Source organism: Ureibacillus thermosphaericus (assembly GCF_002370195.2).
GTDB lineage: Bacteria > Bacillota > Bacilli > Bacillales_A > Planococcaceae > Ureibacillus > Ureibacillus thermosphaericus.
Window position 1 is genome coordinate 2,198,416 of the sequence record NZ_AP018335.1, and the last position, 19,598, is coordinate 2,218,013.

Consider the following 19,598-nt stretch of genomic DNA (forward strand, 5'->3'; position numbering starts at 1 on the left):
GGTACAATTTGAGAACTGTGATAAACAGTTTTGGAAAGAAAAGAGAGGATGAAGAAGATGGCTGAAAAGTCTGCAAAAGCATTTATACAACCTGCTCCTTCCGGCAAAGAAGAACTTGGGAAAATTGAGGTTGCCCCAGAAGTCATTGAAGTGATTGCGGGGATTGCAACGAATGAAGTAGAAGGTGTTGCATCTACTCGCGGTAATTTTGCATCTGGAGTCGCTGAACGATTTGGGAAAAAAGTACATTCAAAAGGGGTTAAAGCAACAATCAGCGAAGATGGGGAAATGCTGATTGACGTATATTGTTCAATAAAATACGGAAATTCAATTCCAAAAGTAGCTAAAGACATTCAAACAGCCATTCGCCAAGCCATTTATAACATGACATCCATTGAGACGAGCGAAGTAAATGTTCACATTACCGCAATTCAATTTGAAACGAATGCCGAAGAGGAGATTTCCCTTTAGAATTATATAAGCATTTATTAACATCAAATGGATGACTATCAAAGTTGTCCTTTGATGTTTTTTATTTAACAATTTTTCTGAAATGTGTTATCGAAATTCATGGAAATCAAAGGAGTTTTACTATCCATCAAGAATAAATTATTCAATGGGTGGAATGTGGAAGGAGTGAAGGATGTGGAACAATATATTTTATCTCTAGATCAAGGAACGACTAGTACACGAGCAATTTTGTTCAATAAACATGGAGAAGTTGTTCATATTGCTCAAAAAGAATTCAATCAATATTTTCCTAAACCAGGCTGGGTCGAACACGATGCGAATGAAATATGGAGTTCGGTTTTATCGGTAATTGCGTCAGTTTTATCTGAAAAAAATATACAACCAGAGCAAATTGCGTCAATTGGCATTACAAATCAACGGGAAACGACGGTTGTTTGGGATAAAAACAGCGGGAATCCGGTCTATAATGCCATTGTATGGCAATCAAGACAAACTGCAGAAATTTGCGACGAGTTGAATGAAAAAGGCTATAACGAATTATTTCGAAATAAAACAGGATTATTAATTGACCCTTACTTTTCAGGAACGAAAGTAAAATGGATTTTAGATCATGTGGAAGGGACAAGAGAAAAAGCTGAAAAAGGAGACTTACTGTTCGGGACAATTGATACGTGGATTATCTGGAAATTAACAGAAGGATCTGTACATGTGACGGATTATTCCAATGCTTCTAGAACTTTAATGTATAACATTTACGATTTAAAATGGGATGAAGAGTTGCTCGAAATATTAAACGTGCCTTGTACAATGCTGCCGAAAGTTCGTCCATCTTCAGAAGTTTATGGATATGTTTCAAAAAAGAACTTTTTTGGAGTTGAGGTACCGATTAGTGGCATAGCTGGTGACCAACAAGCAGCTTTATTCGGTCAAGCATGTTTCACTCCAGGTATGGTGAAAAATACATACGGTACCGGCTGCTTTATGTTGATGAATACCGGTGAAAAAGCTGTACAATCAAAACATGGACTACTTACAACAATCGCTTGGGGAATCGATGGAAGAGTGGAATATGCATTAGAAGGTAGCATTTTTGTAGCTGGTTCTGCCATCCAGTGGTTAAGGGATGGACTTCGCATGTTTCAACATTCCAGTGAAAGCGAACGTTATGCAGAAAGAGTTGATTCAACAGAAGGGGTTTACGTAGTACCTGCTTTTGTTGGGCTTGGAACACCATATTGGGATAGCGATGTAAGAGGCGCTATATTCGGTTTAACGCGAGGAACGACGAAGGAGCATTTCATTCGAGCAACCTTGGAATCATTAGCCTATCAAACGAAAGACGTGTGCAGTGCGATGGAATCGGATTCAGAAATTCCATTAAAGTCTTTACGGGTAGATGGGGGCGTTGTGAAAAACAATTTATTGATGCAGTTTCAATCCGATTTATTAAATGTGCAGGTTGAGCGTCCTTCTGTGAATGAAACAACGGCGCTGGGTGCTGCTTATCTTGCTGGAATGGCAGTTGGTTTTTGGAAAAATCAAGATGAGATTGCACAATATTGGAATCTTGAGAGAAGATTTGAACCAAATATGAGTTCCGAAAAAAGGGAGAAACTGTATCAAGGGTGGAAAAAAGCTGTCAATGCGGCAAGATATTTCAAATAAAAATTGGTAATAGAATTTCTCTCCTCCAAACGTTCAAACTAACGAAGTATAAGTGAGAAAGGAGAGAGAAAATGAAAAAGCCAATCCACGAAAAATTATCTGAGAAAAACAATAAATTAACAAAAACGCAAGAAGTTCATTACAAGAAAGATTTTAAGCAGGCAAAAGAAACAGAAAAAAACATCAACAACAAAATGAATATGTAAAGAATTTTAAAGCTCCATTAGTCGAATTGCTGATGGAGCTTTTTACATTTCATGTACGCCATAAAAATTTTTTATTTCTTTAACTTGAAAAAGTAATGTTATAATAGAAATTGTTGTATTTTTATCAAATTGTGATTTGCTAATGTATTTTTTGCAAACAATAGTTATAATAGGTACGAATGTTAGAAATGAAGGAGTTAAATTATGAAACGGCACGAGATTCGTGAAAAAGCGTTACAAGTTTTATTTCAGTTAGAAAATACCGATTTAACGCTAGAAGAGGCAATTAGTCATATAATAGAAGACAATGAAATGAATCCTTTTTTTAAAACGTTAGTATATGGTGTAACTGAAAAACTACAAGAAATTGATCGTCAACTTGAAGAAAAATTGGAGAATTGGTCGTTATATCGTTTGCCTAAAATAGAACGAACTATTTTGCGATTAGCCTTATATGAATTACTTTATATGGATGAGACACCTTCAGCAGTCGTGTTGGATGAAGCAATCGAATTAGCAAAAACTTTTGGAGATGACAAATCTAGCAAATTTGTCAATGGAGTACTTTCTAAGTTTGTTGAACAGTAAGAACATTCATTTTTAAAAGTTCCATGAAATTAGAGAAACTACTGGGAGGAAGAATCGTGGCTCAAATTATTGATGGAAAAGCAATAGGGCAACAAATCCGCGAGTCAATTGCAGAAAGAGTGAAAGAATTAAAGGAAAAGGGAGTAACACCAGGTTTAGCTGTTATTTTAGTAGGTGAAGATCCAGCATCTCAAACGTATGTACGAAATAAGCATCGTTCATGTGAAGCGATTGGCATTTATTCAGAAGTGATTAAATTACCAGAAAATACAAATGAAGAAGAATTATTAGAGCAAATTCACACGTTAAATGAACGAAAAGAGATTCATGGTATTTTAGTACAATTGCCATTGCCAAAACACATTAATGAAGATAAGGTGATCGCCGCAATTTCACCAGATAAAGATGTCGATGGTTTTTCACCAGTTAGCGTTGGTAAAATGATGTTGGGGCAAGATACATTCTTACCATGTACTCCATTTGGCGTTATGAAATTATTAGAGTACTCTGGCATCGAAATCGCAGGAAAACATGCAGTTGTAGTGGGTCGCAGCCATATCGTTGGTAAACCAATGGGCCAACTGTTACTGCAAAACGATGCAACAGTTACATATACCCATTCAAAAACGAAAGACTTACCTTCTATTACGAAGCAAGCGGATATTTTAATTGCCGCTGTAGGCCGACCGAATTTCATTACGCGTGAACATGTTAAAGAAGGTGCTGTCGTTATAGACGTAGGTATCAACCGAGTTGAAAACAACAAGTTAGTTGGTGATGTAAACTATGAAGAAGTGGAACCAATCTCTTCATATATTACCCCTGTACCAGGTGGAGTGGGGCCAATGACGATTACGATGTTGCTGTATAATACAGTTAAATCGGCAGAAAAAACATTAGGCGACAAATAACGATAAAAATTGTACAATGAAAGAGAAAGCTGTTTTTCTAGGAAAACAGCTTTTCTAATGGTTGCAATTTTTGTACTATAACAGGCTTGCAAAAGGGGAGTTACACGATGCCATCTTCTTATTTAACAGTGAAAGCTTTAACGAGATATATTAAAAGAAAATTTGATGCGGATCCACACTTACGAGACGTTTATGTGAAAGGTGAACTATCCAACGTAAAAATACATACATCTGGGCATATTTACTTCACTTTAAAAGATGATGCCGCTCGAATTAATGCACTGATGTTCCGGACACATGCAAGCCAATTAAAATTCAAACCTGAAGATGGCATGCAAGTTTTTATACGTGGAGATGTTAATGTTTACGAAGCTCAAGGTTCATATCAATTATATGTACTATCGATGGAACCGGATGGTATCGGAAGTCTTTTTATCGCTTTTAATCAATTAAAAGAAAAATTACATAAAGAAGGATTATTTAATCCAAACTTTAAACAACCAATTCCAAAATTTCCAAAAGTAATCGGTGTATGTACAGCAACAACAGGTGCAGCAATTCGCGATATTTGCACAACCATTAATAGAAGATATCCACTTGCAGAAATTATCATTTATCCTACCCTTGTCCAAGGAAATGGTGCAGCACAATCTATAGCGAAAAATATTCAATTGGCGAATGAACAAGGATTTGCTGACGTACTGATTGTAGGTCGAGGGGGAGGATCCATTGAAGATTTATGGGCCTTTAACGAGGAAATTGTTGCAAGAGCGATTTTTGAGAGTCGTATACCAATTATTAGTGCAGTGGGTCATGAAACAGATACGACGATTGCAGATTTCGTTGCAGATCTCCGTGCACCAACACCGACTGCCGCTGCAGAGCTTGCTGTACCGAACATTCAGGAACTATATCAACGAATATTAGCTTTTCAATCCCAAATGCATCAAATCGTAAGAAGCAAGTTGATTTATGAAAGAAATCGTCTTAATAAATTGCAACAATCGTATCCTTTATCTCAACCTGAACGGTTGTATCGGCCTTTTACAGAAAGATTGATTCAAGCGGATATAAATTTACAACGAGCCAGTCAAATGTTCCTGATGAAAAAGAAAAATGAATTATCTCAACTCGATGGTACGTTAAAAATTCATTCACCACAAAATGCAATTGTCTATTATAAGAAACAATTAGAACAAATTTCGTACTTGTTGACAAGAACTGCTTTTCAAGCGTTAAATCGAAAAAAAGAGAATTTCCATTACACGATTCGCACCCTTCAAGCATTAAATCCTTTGACAATTATGGAAAGAGGATTTAGCGTTACATATAAAGATGAAAAGGTCGTTAAATCGATCTCTCAATTAGAAAAACAAGATGACCTTTCGATCCATCTTCAGGATGGAATCGTGCATGCAAAGGTAATAGAAATTCAAGAAAAAGTTGGTGAAAAAGATGACTAAACAAACATTTGCCGATGCAATGACGGAATTAGAGGAGATTGTTCGTAAATTAGAACAGGGAGATGTTCCACTAGAAGAAGCCATTGACTTATATAAAAAGGGTATGGAGTTGTCAAAATACTGCCACGAAAAGCTAAGAAATGCTGAAGAACAATTGATTTCAATTGTCAATGAAAATGGCGAGAAGAAGCCTTTCGAACCAACAAATGGAGAGGAATAATACAATGAATAATCGTTTAAAGCTATTTATAAATGAACATCTTGACTATATTAACCGTGAACTTGAATACCAAGTGGAACGATTAGTTGCACCGCATACATTAAAAGAATCTATGTTATACTCGTTAAGGGCAGGAGGAAAAAGAATTCGTCCATTGTTTGTCGTTGCCGTTTCCGAAATGTTTAACTATAAACAAAAAGAAGTTTATACTGTTGGTGCTGCGGTTGAAATGATTCATACATATTCCCTCATCCATGATGATCTACCTAGTATGGATAACGATGATTTAAGACGCGGTAAACCGACGAATCATGTTGTATTCGGAGAGGCGATGGCTACCCTTGCCGGAGATGCTTTAAATACATTGGCTTTTGGTGTTTTAGCGCGAATGGAAAATATTTCTGCTGATAAAAAGGTTGAATTAATCAACTTATTAAGTGTTGCTAGCGGTGCGGAAGGCATGGTTGGGGGACAAGTTCTAGATTTAGATGGTGAAAACCGTCAATTGAATTTATCGGAACTGGAACAAGTCCATTTAAATAAGACAGGAGCAATTCTTCGTTTTAGCATTGAAGCGGGTGCAGTATTATCCGATGCAACAATGGAAGCTCGAAAAGCGTTAATAGAATATGCACGACATATTGGCCTCGCATTTCAAATACAAGATGATATTTTAGATGTGGAAGGCACATCAGAACAGTTAGGAAAGACAGCTGGAAAGGACGAAGAGAGCAATAAAAGTACTTATCCTGCACTACTCACACTGGATGGTGCAAAACAAAAATTAAATGAACATTATCAATACGCTCTGAACGCGTTGGATAATTTATCGGAAGACACGACATTATTAAGAGAATTTGCGAACTATATCATATCCAGAAATAATTAATAGATAAAATAAATCGCTTTTGCCATTGATATTAGCTTGATATAATGGTTAAAACTTCGATGTGAATAAACTGATGAAAAGGTGTGTGAGAGATGGATTTAACGACAATTACTGGTCCATCCTTTTTAAAAAAGTTAAATAAGCAACAATTAGAGGAACTTGCTCAAGACATTCGAGATTTTCTAATAGAAAAATGCTCAATTACAGGTGGACATATCGGACCAAATTTAGGGGTAGTTGAATTAACTATTGCATTGCATAGAGCCTTTAATAGCCCTTTTGACAAGTTTCTATGGGATGTAGGTCACCAAGCATACGTACACAAAATCTTGACAGGACGAGCAAGAGAATTTAACACATTACGTCAATATAAAGGGTTAAGTGGTTTTCCAAAACGAGCAGAAAGCAAGCACGATGAATGGGAAACGGGCCACAGTTCAACTTCATTATCAGCAGCAATGGGAATGGCCATTGCGAGAGATATAAAGAAGGAAAACAATTATATTGTTCCGATTATTGGCGATGGGGCTTTAACTGGTGGAATGGCACTAGAAGCATTGAATCATATTGGGCACGATCGAAGAAGAATGATTGTCATTTTAAATGACAACGAAATGTCCATCGCGCCAAATGTCGGTGCATTGCACAATATTTTAGGCCGATTAAGAACTGCTAAGGAATATTCTAAGGCGAAAGAAGAATTAGAATCTTTGATGAAGCGAGTGCCTGTTTTTGGTGGAAAACTTGCTCATGCGGCTGATCGTGTGAAGGATAGTTTAAAGTATCTTGTTGTTTCCGGAGTGTTTTTTGAGGAAATGGGCTTTAAATATTTAGGTCCGATTGACGGCCATGATTTCGATGCTTTAGAAAAAACGTTAGAATATGCGAAAAAAGTAGAAGATCGACCAGTTCTTGTTCATGTAGTGACAAAAAAAGGAAAAGGATATAAGCCGGCTGAGGAAGATAAAATTGGTACTTGGCACGGTACAGGACCTTATAAAATTGAAACAGGAGCCTTCGTCAAAAATAATGCGAAAGGCCCTTCTTGGTCTAGTTTAGTTTCGGAAACCGTTCGAAAATTAATGAAAGAAGATAAACGTATTGTAGCGATCACACCTGCAATGCCAGTAGGTTCGAAAATGGAAGGTATTCAAAAAGATTTTCCAGATCGATTCTTCGATGTTGGAATTGCAGAACAGCATGCAACGACAATGGCTGCGGGATTAGCGACACAAAATATGAAGCCATTTTTAGCAATTTACTCGACATTTTTACAGCGAGCATATGATCAAGTACTGCATGATATCGCTCGCCAAAATTTAAATGTTTTCATTGGCATTGATCGTGCGGGACTTGTCGGTGCAGATGGCGATACCCATCAAGGTGTTTTTGATATTGCCTTTTTACGCCATATCCCAAATATCGTAATCATGATGCCGAAAGATGAAAACGAAGGGCAACATATGGTCAAAACTGCTATTGAATATAATGAAGGACCAATCGCTCTCCGTTATCCCCGCGGCAATGGGGTAGGCGTTCCTCTTGATGAGGAGCTAAAAACGATTCCAATTGGTTCTTGGGAAGTGCTGAGAGAAGGTCAAGATGCAGCCATTTTAACATTCGGTACGACTATTTCGATGGCTTTAGAAGCTGCAGATGAGTTAGCTAGTCGTAATATACATGTAAAAGTAGTGAATGCTCGATTTATCAAACCACTTGATGACAACATGCTTCATGACATCATGGGGAAAAATATGCCGATATTAACGATTGAAGAAGGCGTATTAAAAGGTGGATTTGGCAGTGCCATATTAGAGTTTGCCAGCGATAATAAATACAACCAAGTTGAAATAGAACGAATGGGGATTCCAGATCGTTTTGTGGACCATGGCAGTGTCGATTTATTATTGGAAGAACTGCACATTACAAAAGAAGAAACAATTGCTCGCATTGAATCCTTAATTAAAAAATCGTTAGGTAAAAATACCGTATGACGAAATCTCCGAAAGAACGGGTAGATGTTCTTCTCGTACAGAGGGGGTTATGTGAAACCCGGGAAAAAGCAAAACGAGCAATCATGGCGGGCATTGTTTTTTCAAAAGAATTGCGAATTGATAAGCCGGGAGAAAAAATCTCGATTGATGCGCCGTTGGAAGTGAAAGGTGAACAATTAAAATACGTTAGTCGAGGCGGTTTAAAATTAGAAAAAGCATTACAAGAATTCGATTTGTCCGTGGAAGGAAAATTAATGCTAGATATTGGTTCATCTACTGGGGGATTTACTGATTGTGCTCTTCAGAACGGTGCTAAACATTGTTATGCCTTAGATGTAGGATCCAACCAATTAGCTTGGAAATTAAGAACAGATGAACGTGTCACGGTAATGGAAAAAACAAATTTTCGCTATTCAAAGCCGGAAGATTTTACAAAGGGATTACCAGATTTTGCGACGATTGATGTTTCCTTTATTTCCTTATCGCTTATTTTACCAGTTTTGCACAACATTTTACTTCCGAACGGTGATGTAGTGGCACTTGTCAAACCACAATTTGAAGCTGGTAAAGAAAAAGTGGGGAAAAAGGGCATTGTTCGTGATCCTAAAACACATTTAGAAGTGTTGGAAAACACTGCAAAAATGGCGACAGATGTTGGTTTTGTAGTAAAAAATGCTACCTACTCTCCAATTACGGGAGGGGAAGGGAATATTGAATTTTTATTCCATCTACAAAAACCATCAGAAGGACAACATGTTTCGGCATTCACTGATTTCCAAAAAGTTGTTGACTTAGCTCACCAAGAATTAAATTAAGTTGTATGCTAGGGAATGGCAATCGTCATTCCCTATTTTTACTTGCTGAATAAGAACTTATAATGATAGTATAAATATACATTTATATACATTAAGAGGTGCTATTTATGAGTAAAGGTCAAAGGCATATGAAAATTCGTGAAATTATTGCTAACAATGAAATTGAAACGCAAGATGAACTAGTTTCTGCTTTAAAAGAAGCAGGTTTTAATGTTACACAAGCAACGGTTTCAAGAGATATTAAGGAATTACATTTAGTGAAAGTACCACTTCCTGATGGACGATACAAATACAGTTTACCGGCAGATCAACGGTTTAATCCATTGCAAAAATTGCAAAGGGCTTTAACCGATTCTTTCGTCAGCATTGATGGCGTTGCTCACTTTTTAATGTTGAAAACACTTCCAGGAAACGGAAATGCTGTTGCGGTTTTGATTGACCATCTAGAATGGCCGGAAGTATTAGGTACATTATCCGGTGATGATACGATTCTCATCATCGTACGGGATGAAGGACAGAGGGAAATCATACAACAACGCATTTTAGATTTAATATAATTTGAGGTGGTCAGTTTGTTGAAAGAGCTGAATATACGTAATTTCGCCATTATCGACGAATTAACCGTTTACTTTAATGATGGATTAACCGTTCTAACAGGTGAAACAGGAGCCGGAAAGTCCATCATTATCGATGCTGTTCATTTGTTAGCTGGTGGACGAGCAAGTCAAGAATTTGTGCGACACGGTGCAAAAAAAGCGGAATTAACGGGTTTGTTTTTTGTTTCCGACAATCATCCTGTTTTTGAAAAATTATCTGATGCCGGTATAGACCATGAAGAAGGTACCATTATATTACGGAGAGATATTAATGAAAACGGAAAAAGCGTATGTCGAGTTAATGGAAAACTTGTTACATTATCAATTTTACGTGATATCGGCTCCACGTTAGTGGATATTCATGGACAACATGAAAGCCAAGAATTAATGGATGAGAAGTGCCATATCGATTTACTTGATCAATTTGCGGAAAAACAAATCCAGCCAATCAAAGACAAATATCATCGCCTCTATCATGAATATCGTCTATTAAAAAAAGAAGTCGATGCCATCAATATCGATGAACAACAGACAGCTCAACGTATTGATTTGTATCAATTCCAAATTCAAGAGCTAGAAGATGCAAAATTATCAGAAAAAGAAGAAGAGGCTTTACTTGAAGAACGGAAACGATTGCAAAATTTTCATAAGATTTATGAACGAGCCATTCATGCATACGATGCAATTTCTGGAGAATTAAAAGGACTAGATTGTATTGGAGAAGCGATGAGCGCTTTGGAAGATATCGTTTCATTAGATGAGCAATTTCATGATTCCTTTGAAGCTGTATCATCTTCATTCTATGCGTTGCAAGATGCTTCATATCAAATCAAAAATATCATTGATGAACTTGAATTTGACCCTGAACGATTAAATGAAATAGAATCACGGCTTGCACAATATCAAATGATGAAACGAAAATATGGAAGTACCGTAAAAGAGATTATTACATATTATGAAAAAATTAAAGAAGAACTAAACACACTATTAAATCGAGATGAAGCTATTCAACAAAAAGAACAAGATTTAAGAAAAATGGAATCTGAATTAGACCAATTGTGTGATGAATTAACGAAAGTTCGAAAAAAATGTGCAGGTATATTGAGTGAAGCCATAATGAATGAGCTTCGTGATTTACATATGGAAAAAGCGAAATTTATCGTTCAGTTTGAGCGTTTAAATAATTTCGACATAAATGGGAAAGACTATATATCATTCTATATATCCACCAATGTAGGAGAACCTCCTAAATCTTTGCCAAAAATTGCATCCGGTGGAGAATTATCGAGAATAATGCTTGCATTAAAAACCATTTTTTCATCGAAATCTCAAATTACATCCATCATTTTTGATGAAGTGGATACAGGTGTAAGCGGCCGCGTTGCACAGGCAATTGCTGAAAAAATCGCCAATATTTCATTCAATTCACAAGTATTATGCATTTCTCATTTGCCTCAAGTTGCAGCAATGGCAGATCAGCATTACTTAATATCAAAACAAGTTGAACAAAACCGTACTTTTACGACAGTTCAAGTAATTGAAAATGATACACGGGTAGAAGAAATTAGTCGCATGATGAGTGGAACTGAAATTACAGAATTAACGTTGCAACATGCGCGAGAATTATTGCAATTGGCACTTATAAAGAAAAATGAAATCAAAGAACAATTAAAAAGTTCTACCTCGATGCAATAAGGAGGAGTCATCATTTGATGACTCCTTATATTACAAAATCTACTTTTACTAATTTTGAAAGTACCTAAGCGACAAATATTTACCTCACATTATTAAAAGAACAGTTACACATAGTAATGTTACAAACAATTTGAGGAGGTGGACTATGAAATGCCATTTGTGTAATCTGTTGACTTATCTTGTGCTCACCATCGCACTTGCACTTTTGTCACCTTCAGCAGCAGCCGAAGCAAAAAAGCTAATTCCGATGGGTGAATCGATAGGGATACAGTTAGAATTACCATTTATATATGTAGCTCATGATGTATTATTACCAAATGGACAATGGTTAAAAAAAGGTGATATTATAAAAGAAGTCAACGGAAAGCCAATACAATCCATCGAGATGTTGAAGGAATCCATGACTGATTCGGAAATAAGCCTTACCATTAAACAATCGACCAATCATACAAGAACCATTACGCTAACGAACGATCAAGCAAATAATATACTTCCCTTTCTAAAAGATGAAACGGATGGCATCGGTACATTAACCTTTATTGATCCTGAATCGAAAGAATACGGTGCATTAGGTCATCAAATCATCGACGGTGTATTAAATAAACCACCTGAATTTACAGATGGTTCTATTTTTTTAGCGTCTATTGAGCAAATAAAAAAATCGAGCCCTGGAAATCCTGGTTATAAAATTTCTGTCATTAATCATGACGATATACGTTTAGGAAATATTTCATCCAATGATATATATGGTATTTTTGGTAATTGGGAATTAGATGTAAAAGAAATAATGCGTAAGCCTATTGAGATTATGCATGATGATGAAATTCAATTAGGAAAAGCAGAACTTCTTACAGCTATTGAAGGGTCAAAAGTTGAATCCTTTACAATTGAAATTGTGAAGATAGAAGATAATTTTTTACAATTTGAAATAACCGATCAAAATCTTTTATCCAAAACAGGTGGCATATTACAAGGGATGAGCGGAAGTCCCATTTTGCAAGATGGTAAATTTGTTGGTGCAGTAACACATATGTTTGTCGAACAACCAGCTCGAGGTGCAGCCATAACCTTATCAGAGATGTTAAAAAAGAAGCCAAATTAAGCCGAAAAGACTATGCCAACATTTTGGTATAGTCTTTTTTTGATAATCGAATTAAAAACATTGTATGACGAAAAAATGCAATTAGAAATAAATGGTGATTTCTGTCACAATATACATAAAAATTACGACTACCTTCTCATTTTTAAATTCGATAAAGGTTTTTTCGATAAAATGTCGAAAAGAATAGTGTCAAGTAAACGGAAACTATGACATATAAGTATTAAAAATGCAATATTAGGGAGAAGGCTATAAGGGGGATTTTACATGACGAAAATTAGAGTTGCAATTGCCGATGATAACCGAGATTTAGTAAGAACAATGGAACAATACTTTGAAAATCATCCAGACATTGAAATAGTTGCAACTGCTTCAAACGGTAAATTGTGTCTCAATATGTTAGAAGAATATAACCCAGACATTTTGTTGTTGGACATTATTATGCCCCATTTAGATGGTTTAGGCGTTCTTCAAGAAATGTATAAAAATGATCGTTTTCGCGATACTCAAGTCATTATGTTGACGGCTTTTGGACAAGAAGATGTAATGAAACAGGCTGTTACATACGGGGCTTCCTATTTTATGTTAAAACCTTTTGAGTTTGATCAGCTCGTTCAGAAAATTTTGCATTGCGCAGGCCAAAAGCGTGAAACTGTCAAGAGACAAAGTGTGTTACAGCCTGAACCAAATGGAAAAGTGAATCAGAGACAATTGGATACTACGATTACATCAATTATTAAGGAAATTGGCGTACCTGCGCATATCAAAGGCTATGCATATTTACGAGAAGCTATTCAAATGGTATATCACGATATTGAATTGTTAGGTTCTGTTACAAAAATTTTATATCCGGAAATTGCAAAGAAATTTGGTACAACTCCTTCTCGTGTTGAAAGAGCAATCCGTCATGCCATTGAAGTTGCATGGAACCGTGGAAATTATGAATCCATCTCTCAAATGTTTGGATATACAGTCCATCATTTAAAATCAAAACCTACAAACAGCGAGTTTATTGCCATGATTGCTGATAAAATTCGTATTGAACTAGTGGCTTCATAATCGTATTTTCTGTCATTGTCATATTATTATTAACAATAGCTTTTCCGTCCAATTGTCACCTCTTTATTGAGGTGACTTTTTATTACTTTATCGTATTAATTTTATAAAAGGTATTACACTTTAAATAAAAAAATTATATTATAGTACAAGAGGTGAGCATATGTGCGTATATTTTCCAATGATTATTTTGAGTTAATCGAAGAAAATGGTAAAGTTTATATTCAAAACTATAAAAAGGGTTTTCCAATTAAACAATTCGATGAAATATTAGGCTCTCTTACTCGAATGAAACTGTCAAATTTTTCGAATTTAAAAAAATCTCTACAAGAAGAAGTGTCGAATCCTGTCGAAATCGGTTACTGGTTGCCTCCGATGGAAATTGAAGTATCAAAAGATAAGATGACAGCCCATCTTATTGTTTATGAATCAACCATTTTGGAAAATCCAAGTCAATTTCAAAAAGAACTAAATGACATATTGACTCAAAGACAGATTGTCCATGGAATAAAAGAGCTTAATCTAGAATCGATTACGATCGGGAAACCAATTGTAATTGCTGAAGGAACGGAACCAATTAAAGGGGAAGATGCACAGGTTACATACATAAAGATTCCGGAGAGAAAACCTGTCATAAGGGAAGATGGAAAAGCTGATTATTTTGATATGAATTTTATATTTGAAATCAATGAAAATGACTGGTTAGGAGAGAAAATCCCCGCCCAACCTGGTATAAATGGAAAAAATGTTTACGGAGAAGAAATTCCAGCTCCTCCAGGTAAAGATATACCATTAAAGTATGATCGTAAATCTGCATATGAAGTAGAAGAGGATGGAAAAATTGTCATTCGGGCATTAAATAAAGGCGTTGTAGAGGAAAGACAAGGATTATTAATGATTAATAATCATTTGCCAATCGATGGAGATGTTGGGTTAGAGACAGGAAATCTTGAATTTGATGGTTCAATTAGCATTAGTGGAACTGTTCAAAAAGGTTTTAGTGTCATTGCAACGGGTGATATTTCCATTGAGGGTACAGAAGGTGTTACAGGTGCGAAATTAATCCAATCTAGAGAAGGAGATATTTACATAAAAGGTGGTATATTTGGATTAGGTCAAACAACTGTAAAAGCTGGTGGCAACATTTACGTAAAACATGTCAATGAAGCAAATTTATATGCGAAAAAAAATATTGTCATCGGGTTTTATTCTTTAAACTCCTCATTGCAAGCTGATTCGATTTTAGTGGATGAGCGGAAAGGAAAAATTATTGGTGGCAAGGCAATTGCGAGAAACACTATTGTGACCGCTATATCGGGTAACCGGATGGAAAGGCGGACGGAATTAATTATCCAATCAGTGAATCGGCAAGAAGGTTACAAGATTATTCAAGAAAAAGCAGCATTATTAAAGTCGACACAAGAAGAAATGGAGAAATTATCTGAAAAGATAGAGAAACTAGCAGCATTAAAAAATCGGCTAACACCTGCTCAAGCGAAGGTTTATAAAGAAATGAAAGAAGTATTGGAAGATAAGAAGCAGCAAGTAATTGAATTGGACAATGAAATTCAAGAGATGATTGCAGCGATAAAATCCATCGGCAAAGAGGAAATCATTGTTAAAAAAGAAGCGTATCCTGGTACTTATATCCAAATAGGGAAACAATCGTCCTTAATAACGAAGACAACAAAAGGGAAATTTTTACTGGAATTTGGCGAATTAAATATATAAAAAAGCGTTCAGTGGAGGGACTTGTCTCTCATTGAACGCTTTATTTATATAATAATCTATTGTTTAATTTCTTTTGTTTCATCCTTTTTTTGAAACCTTGGAGCCACTCTTCCCCTTTTTCGATCTCGATGCAATAAATAGCCCGCAAAAAATCCAATTCCGATGATGCTAAAGATAAGACCTATAAGAAATTGGAACCATAACCAAGGAAAAGGGGAATTTAATATGCCGTATAGAGTATCGCGCATAAACTTGATACCTGCACCAGCAATTAATGCGGGAATCAATAAAATGATAAAGGCAATTAATCGGGCCATGAAATAACCTCCTTCGCAATTAATTCAATTTTACATCGCCAAGAAATAGTGTCAAGTTTCGACAAAAAATTGCTAATCTTTTGCACATTTTTGTCATAAAAATTATATTAGAATTATAATTTTTAATAGTACAAAAAATCAGAAAATTAGGAAAAGTATATTTTCCAATATTTCTAGTTGATAAATTAAAAAATAAAAAGTATTGTAAAGTAAAATAGTGCAAATTGTAGAAAATTTGTCGCTAATTTTAGAGATTTTACTCCATTATATTTTTAGGGAGGTTTTTTGAATGGAAATCTTTAAGTACATGGAAAAATATGATTATGAACAATTGGTATTTTGTCAGGACAAAAATTCTGGATTAAAAGCGATTATCGCCATCCATGATACAACGCTTGGACCAGCATTAGGTGGCGCTCGCATGTGGCCTTATCAATCTGAAGAAGAAGCCATCGAGGATGCATTGAGACTTGCTAGAGGTATGACGTACAAAAATGCAGTAAGTGGCTTAAATCTTGGCGGTGGTAAAACAGTAATTATTGGTGATCCAGCTAAAGACAAAAACGAAGAAATGTTCCGCGCGTTAGGACGATTTATTCAAAGTTTAAATGGTCGTTATATTACAGCAGAAGATGTTGGTACAACTGTTGAAGATATGGACTTGATTTATGAAGAAACAGATTATGTAACAGGTGTATCACCTTCATTTGGTTCATCTGGTAACCCATCTCCTGTAACCGCTTACGGAGTTTATTTGGGAATGAAAGCAAGTGCTAAAGAAGCATTTGGAGATGATAGCCTAAAAGGCAAAACAATTGCTGTTCAAGGATTAGGTAATGTTGCATATAACTTGTGTAAATACTTGCATGAAGAAGGCGCAAAACTGATTGTCACGGATATTAATGAAAAAGCAATAGAGCGAGCTGTCAATGACTTTGGTGCAGTTGCGGTAAGTCCGAATGAGATTTACAAACAAGATGTTGATATTTTCTCACCATGTGCACTTGGTGCAATCATTAACGATGAAACGATACCGCAATTAAAAGCAAAAGTCATCGCTGGATGTGCAAACAACCAGTTAAAAGAATCTCGCCACGGGCAAATTCTTCATGAAAAAGGAATCATTTATGCACCAGATTATGTAATTAATGCTGGTGGAGTAATTAATGTTGCAGATGAACTTTACGGATATAACAGAGAAAGAGCAATGAAACGAGTAGAAACAATTTATGATTCTTTAACAAAAATTTTTAAAATTTCAAAAGATGAAAACATCCCAACTTATTTAGCTGCTAATCGTTTGGCTGAAGAAAGAATTAACAGTGTACTAAAATCAAGAAAACAATTTTTACAAAAGGAAAAAAACATCTTAAGTAGAAGACAAAAATAATTTCGCTATAGATGAAATTGATTTGGAGGGATGGCTTTGGCTCGAGAATATGATTTAGTCATTATTGGTGGAGGAACTGGGGGATACGTTGCAGCAATAAAAGCAGCGCAATTAGGTTTAAAGACTGCCATCGTTGAAAAAGAAAAATTAGGTGGTACTTGCCTTCATAGAGGGTGCATTCCAACGAAAACATTCTTACGAAGTGCGGAAATGTATCGTGATGCTAGTAATGCAAAAGAATATGGAATCCAAATTTCAAACATTCAATTTAATCTTCAACAATTACAAGAACGAAAAAAAAGTGTAATTGAACAGTTACATCAAGGTATCAAAGGGTTAATGAAAAAAGGAAAAATTGATTGCTATTACGGAACTGCAAGACTTTTAGGACCATCCATATTTTCTCCGATTGCAGGGGGAACGGTATCAGTTGAGATGAATGATGGGTCTGAAAATGAAATGCTGTTGCCTAAAAATATCATCATCGCAACTGGAGCCAAGCCACGTCCATTTAACGGAATTGAATATGATGGGACAATGATTTTAAATTCCGATCAAATATTGGAAATGGAAGAGCTTCCAGCATCCATGATTATAATCGGTGGCGGTGTAATTGGCATTGAATGGGCTTCTTGTTTAAGCGATTTTGGCGTGAAAGTAACAATTTTAGAATATGCAGATCGCATTTTGCCAAATGAAGATATAGCCATATCAAAAGAAATGGAAAAACAGCTTATAAAACGCGGTATTAACATCGTGACGAAAGCCGAAATCTCCCCTTCATCCATCGTAAAAGGTGATAATTCGGTAACAATTAACGCAAACGTGAACGGTGAAGAAAAGAAATTTGAAGCGGAGAAAATGTTAATTTCAATAGGCCGCATTGGAAATATTGAAAATTTAGGGTTGGAAAATACTGAGATTGAAACGGATTCTTCCTTTATCAAAGTAAATGATGTTTACCAAACGAAAGAAAAACATATATACGCTATAGGAGATTGCATTGGTGGTGTTCAGCTTGCCCATGTGGCCTCTCACGAAGGGATTATTGCGGTGGAACATATTGCATCCGGAAAGAAAAAAGCAATTAATTACCGAAACATTCCAAGATGCGTATATTCATTCCCAGAGGTTGCAAGCATTGGGTTAACTGAAGATGAGGCAAAATCGTTAAATTACGATGTGAAAATAGGAACCTTTCCATTTAAGGGAATTGGAAAAGCAGTGGTATATGGTGAAACAGAAGGTTTTGTTAAAGTCATAGCAGATCGAGAAACAGATGATTTACTCGGTGTGCATATGATTGGTCCGCATGTAACGAATTTAATTTCAGAAGCTGCATTAGGATTAACTTTAGATGCAACACCTTGGGAAATCGGCGAAACCATCCATCCGCATCCATCATTAAGCGAAATTTTAAATGAAGCTGCTTTAGCGGTTGATGGAAAAGCGATTCATATATGATGAGAACTGTTTTGTGAAAGGGGAGTGTATCGATGTCCGACTTACATCATGCACAATTAGGCTTATCAGACAACGATGTGTTACAAATGTATGAAACAATGCTTTTAGCTCGTAGACTTGATGAACGTATGTGGTTACTAAACCGAGCTGGGAAAATTCCGTTCGTTATTTCTTGTCAAGGCCATGAAGCTGCTCAAGTAGGGGCTGCCTTTGCGTTAAATCCAACAAGGGATTATATTGCACCATATTACCGTGATATGGGAGTTGTGTTGCATTTTGGGATGACACCAAGGGATTTAATGTTGTCTGCGTTTGCGAAAGCAGAAGATCCAAACTCCGGTGGTAGACAAATGCCTGGACATTTTGGTTATAAAAAGAATCGAATCTTAACTGGATCATCTCCAGTAGCAACTCAAGTACCACATGCTGTAGGAGTTGCTTTAGCAGGAAAATTACAAAACAAAGAATTAGTCTCTTTTGTAACATTGGGAGAAGGTTCCACAAACCAAGGTGACTTCCATGAAGGAGCAAACTTTGCTGGCGTTCATAAATTGCCAGTTATCATCATGGTAGAGAACAATAAATATGCCATCTCTGTACCAGTTGAAAAACAATTGGGCGGTCGCGTGGCTGACAGAGCTATTGGATATGGAATGCACGGCGCTTCCGTTGATGGCAAAAATCCTTTAGCTGTTTATAAAGTGATGAAAGAAGCCGTTGATCGTGCGCTTAAAGGTGAAGGTCCGAGCTTAATCGAAGCAGTAACTTATCGATTAACGAGCCACTCTTCCGATGATGATGACAAATATCGTTCTAGGGAGGAAGTAGCAGAAGGAAAAGCAAACGATCCGTTGCTGTTATTTGGTAACTACTTAATCGATACAAATGTCGCAACGAAAGAAACTCTAGAAGAAATTAATGACAAAGTGATGGCAATTGTGAATGATGCGACAGATTATGCAGAAAAAGCACCTTATGCTCCCCCAGAACATGCGTTGAAATATGTTTATTGGGAAGGGGATGAATAA

General features: G+C 36.1%; 19 protein-coding genes. 18 read left to right on the forward strand and 1 reads right to left on the reverse strand.

Annotation, left to right across the window (positions count from 1 at the left end; genetic code table 11):
• Window positions 1–57 precede the first annotated feature (57 nt).
• From UtA1_RS10585 to UtA1_RS10655, 15 genes are all read left to right on the forward strand, one after another.
• Complete coding sequence (locus UtA1_RS10585; protein WP_096550970.1) at window positions 58–471, forward strand: Asp23/Gls24 family envelope stress response protein; 414 nt, start codon at window positions 58–60, stop codon at window positions 469–471.
• A 174-nt stretch (window positions 472–645) separates the two neighbouring features.
• Window positions 646–2,136 carry a glycerol kinase GlpK gene (gene glpK / locus UtA1_RS10590; protein WP_096552494.1) on the forward strand — a complete coding sequence of 497 codons (1,491 nt, stop codon included), beginning with the start codon at window positions 646–648 and terminating at the stop codon, window positions 2,134–2,136.
• A 71-nt stretch (window positions 2,137–2,207) separates the two neighbouring features.
• Window positions 2,208–2,342, forward strand: coding sequence for a YfhE family protein (locus UtA1_RS10595; RefSeq protein ID WP_096550971.1), 135 nt, complete (start codon window positions 2,208–2,210; stop codon window positions 2,340–2,342).
• Between the two features lie 204 nt (window positions 2,343–2,546).
• Entirely contained in the window at window positions 2,547–2,930 is a 384-nt protein-coding gene (gene nusB / locus UtA1_RS10600) for a transcription antitermination factor NusB (RefSeq protein ID WP_096550972.1), read from the forward strand.
• A 23-nt stretch (window positions 2,931–2,953) separates the two neighbouring features.
• Window positions 2,954–3,841, forward strand: a complete 888-nt coding sequence (gene folD / locus UtA1_RS10605; protein WP_408647288.1) for a bifunctional methylenetetrahydrofolate dehydrogenase/methenyltetrahydrofolate cyclohydrolase FolD — start codon at window positions 2,954–2,956, stop codon at window positions 3,839–3,841.
• A gap of 107 nt (window positions 3,842–3,948) precedes the next feature.
• Window positions 3,949–5,304 (forward strand): exodeoxyribonuclease VII large subunit, encoded by a 1,356-nt coding sequence (gene xseA / locus UtA1_RS10610; protein ID WP_096550973.1) that lies wholly within the window; start codon window positions 3,949–3,951, stop codon window positions 5,302–5,304.
• Complete coding sequence (locus UtA1_RS10615; RefSeq protein ID WP_016837752.1) at window positions 5,297–5,524, forward strand: exodeoxyribonuclease VII small subunit; 228 nt, start codon at window positions 5,297–5,299, stop codon at window positions 5,522–5,524. The genes xseA and UtA1_RS10615 overlap by 8 nt, the downstream gene beginning before the upstream one ends.
• 4 nt (window positions 5,525–5,528) lie before the next feature.
• Window positions 5,529–6,413 carry a polyprenyl synthetase family protein gene (locus tag UtA1_RS10620; RefSeq protein ID WP_016837753.1) on the forward strand — a complete coding sequence of 295 codons (885 nt, stop codon included), beginning with the start codon at window positions 5,529–5,531 and terminating at the stop codon, window positions 6,411–6,413.
• Between the two features lie 92 nt (window positions 6,414–6,505).
• The gene (dxs, locus tag UtA1_RS10625; RefSeq protein WP_096550974.1) at window positions 6,506–8,407 is read left to right on the forward strand and encodes a 1-deoxy-D-xylulose-5-phosphate synthase; all 1,902 of its coding nucleotides are present in this window, start codon (window positions 6,506–6,508) and stop codon (window positions 8,405–8,407) included.
• Entirely contained in the window at window positions 8,404–9,222 is an 819-nt protein-coding gene (locus UtA1_RS10630) for a TlyA family RNA methyltransferase (protein ID WP_096550975.1), read from the forward strand. Before dxs ends, UtA1_RS10630 begins: the two co-directional genes overlap by 4 nt.
• A 107-nt stretch (window positions 9,223–9,329) precedes the next feature.
• Window positions 9,330–9,779, forward strand: a complete 450-nt coding sequence (gene ahrC, locus UtA1_RS10635) for a transcriptional regulator AhrC/ArgR (RefSeq protein ID WP_016837756.1) — start codon at window positions 9,330–9,332, stop codon at window positions 9,777–9,779.
• 15 nt (window positions 9,780–9,794) lie between these two features.
• The gene (gene recN, locus UtA1_RS10640) at window positions 9,795–11,513 is read left to right on the forward strand and encodes a DNA repair protein RecN (RefSeq protein ID WP_096550976.1); all 1,719 of its coding nucleotides are present in this window, start codon (window positions 9,795–9,797) and stop codon (window positions 11,511–11,513) included.
• 145 nt (window positions 11,514–11,658) lie between these two features.
• Window positions 11,659–12,615: a SpoIVB peptidase S55 domain-containing protein gene (locus UtA1_RS10645; protein WP_096550977.1), complete on the forward strand. Its 957-nt coding sequence runs from the start codon at window positions 11,659–11,661 to the stop codon at window positions 12,613–12,615.
• A gap of 264 nt (window positions 12,616–12,879) precedes the next feature.
• On the forward strand, window positions 12,880–13,671 hold the full coding sequence (spo0A, locus tag UtA1_RS10650) for a sporulation transcription factor Spo0A (protein ID WP_016837760.1): 792 nt from the start codon (window positions 12,880–12,882) through the stop codon (window positions 13,669–13,671).
• 162 nt (window positions 13,672–13,833) lie between these two features.
• Window positions 13,834–15,399 (forward strand): FapA family protein, encoded by a 1,566-nt coding sequence (locus tag UtA1_RS10655; RefSeq protein ID WP_096550978.1) that lies wholly within the window; start codon window positions 13,834–13,836, stop codon window positions 15,397–15,399.
• Between the two features lie 56 nt (window positions 15,400–15,455).
• Here the strand turns inward: UtA1_RS10655 and UtA1_RS10660 are convergent, their stop codons facing one another.
• Window positions 15,456–15,716 (reverse strand): DUF2627 domain-containing protein, encoded by a 261-nt coding sequence (locus UtA1_RS10660; protein WP_016837762.1) that lies wholly within the window; start codon window positions 15,714–15,716, stop codon window positions 15,456–15,458.
• Between the two features lie 289 nt (window positions 15,717–16,005).
• Between UtA1_RS10660 and UtA1_RS10665 the strand changes: the two genes are divergently transcribed.
• From UtA1_RS10665 to UtA1_RS10675, 3 genes are read left to right on the forward strand one after another with little or no spacing between them, the layout of a single operon-like run.
• Window positions 16,006–17,106, forward strand: coding sequence for a Glu/Leu/Phe/Val dehydrogenase dimerization domain-containing protein (locus UtA1_RS10665; RefSeq protein WP_016837763.1), 1,101 nt, complete (start codon window positions 16,006–16,008; stop codon window positions 17,104–17,106).
• A 36-nt stretch (window positions 17,107–17,142) separates the two neighbouring features.
• Window positions 17,143–18,570: a dihydrolipoyl dehydrogenase gene (lpdA, locus tag UtA1_RS10670; RefSeq protein ID WP_096550979.1), complete on the forward strand. Its 1,428-nt coding sequence runs from the start codon at window positions 17,143–17,145 to the stop codon at window positions 18,568–18,570.
• A gap of 32 nt (window positions 18,571–18,602) precedes the next feature.
• On the forward strand, window positions 18,603–19,598 hold the full coding sequence (locus tag UtA1_RS10675) for a thiamine pyrophosphate-dependent dehydrogenase E1 component subunit alpha (protein ID WP_096550981.1): 996 nt from the start codon (window positions 18,603–18,605) through the stop codon (window positions 19,596–19,598).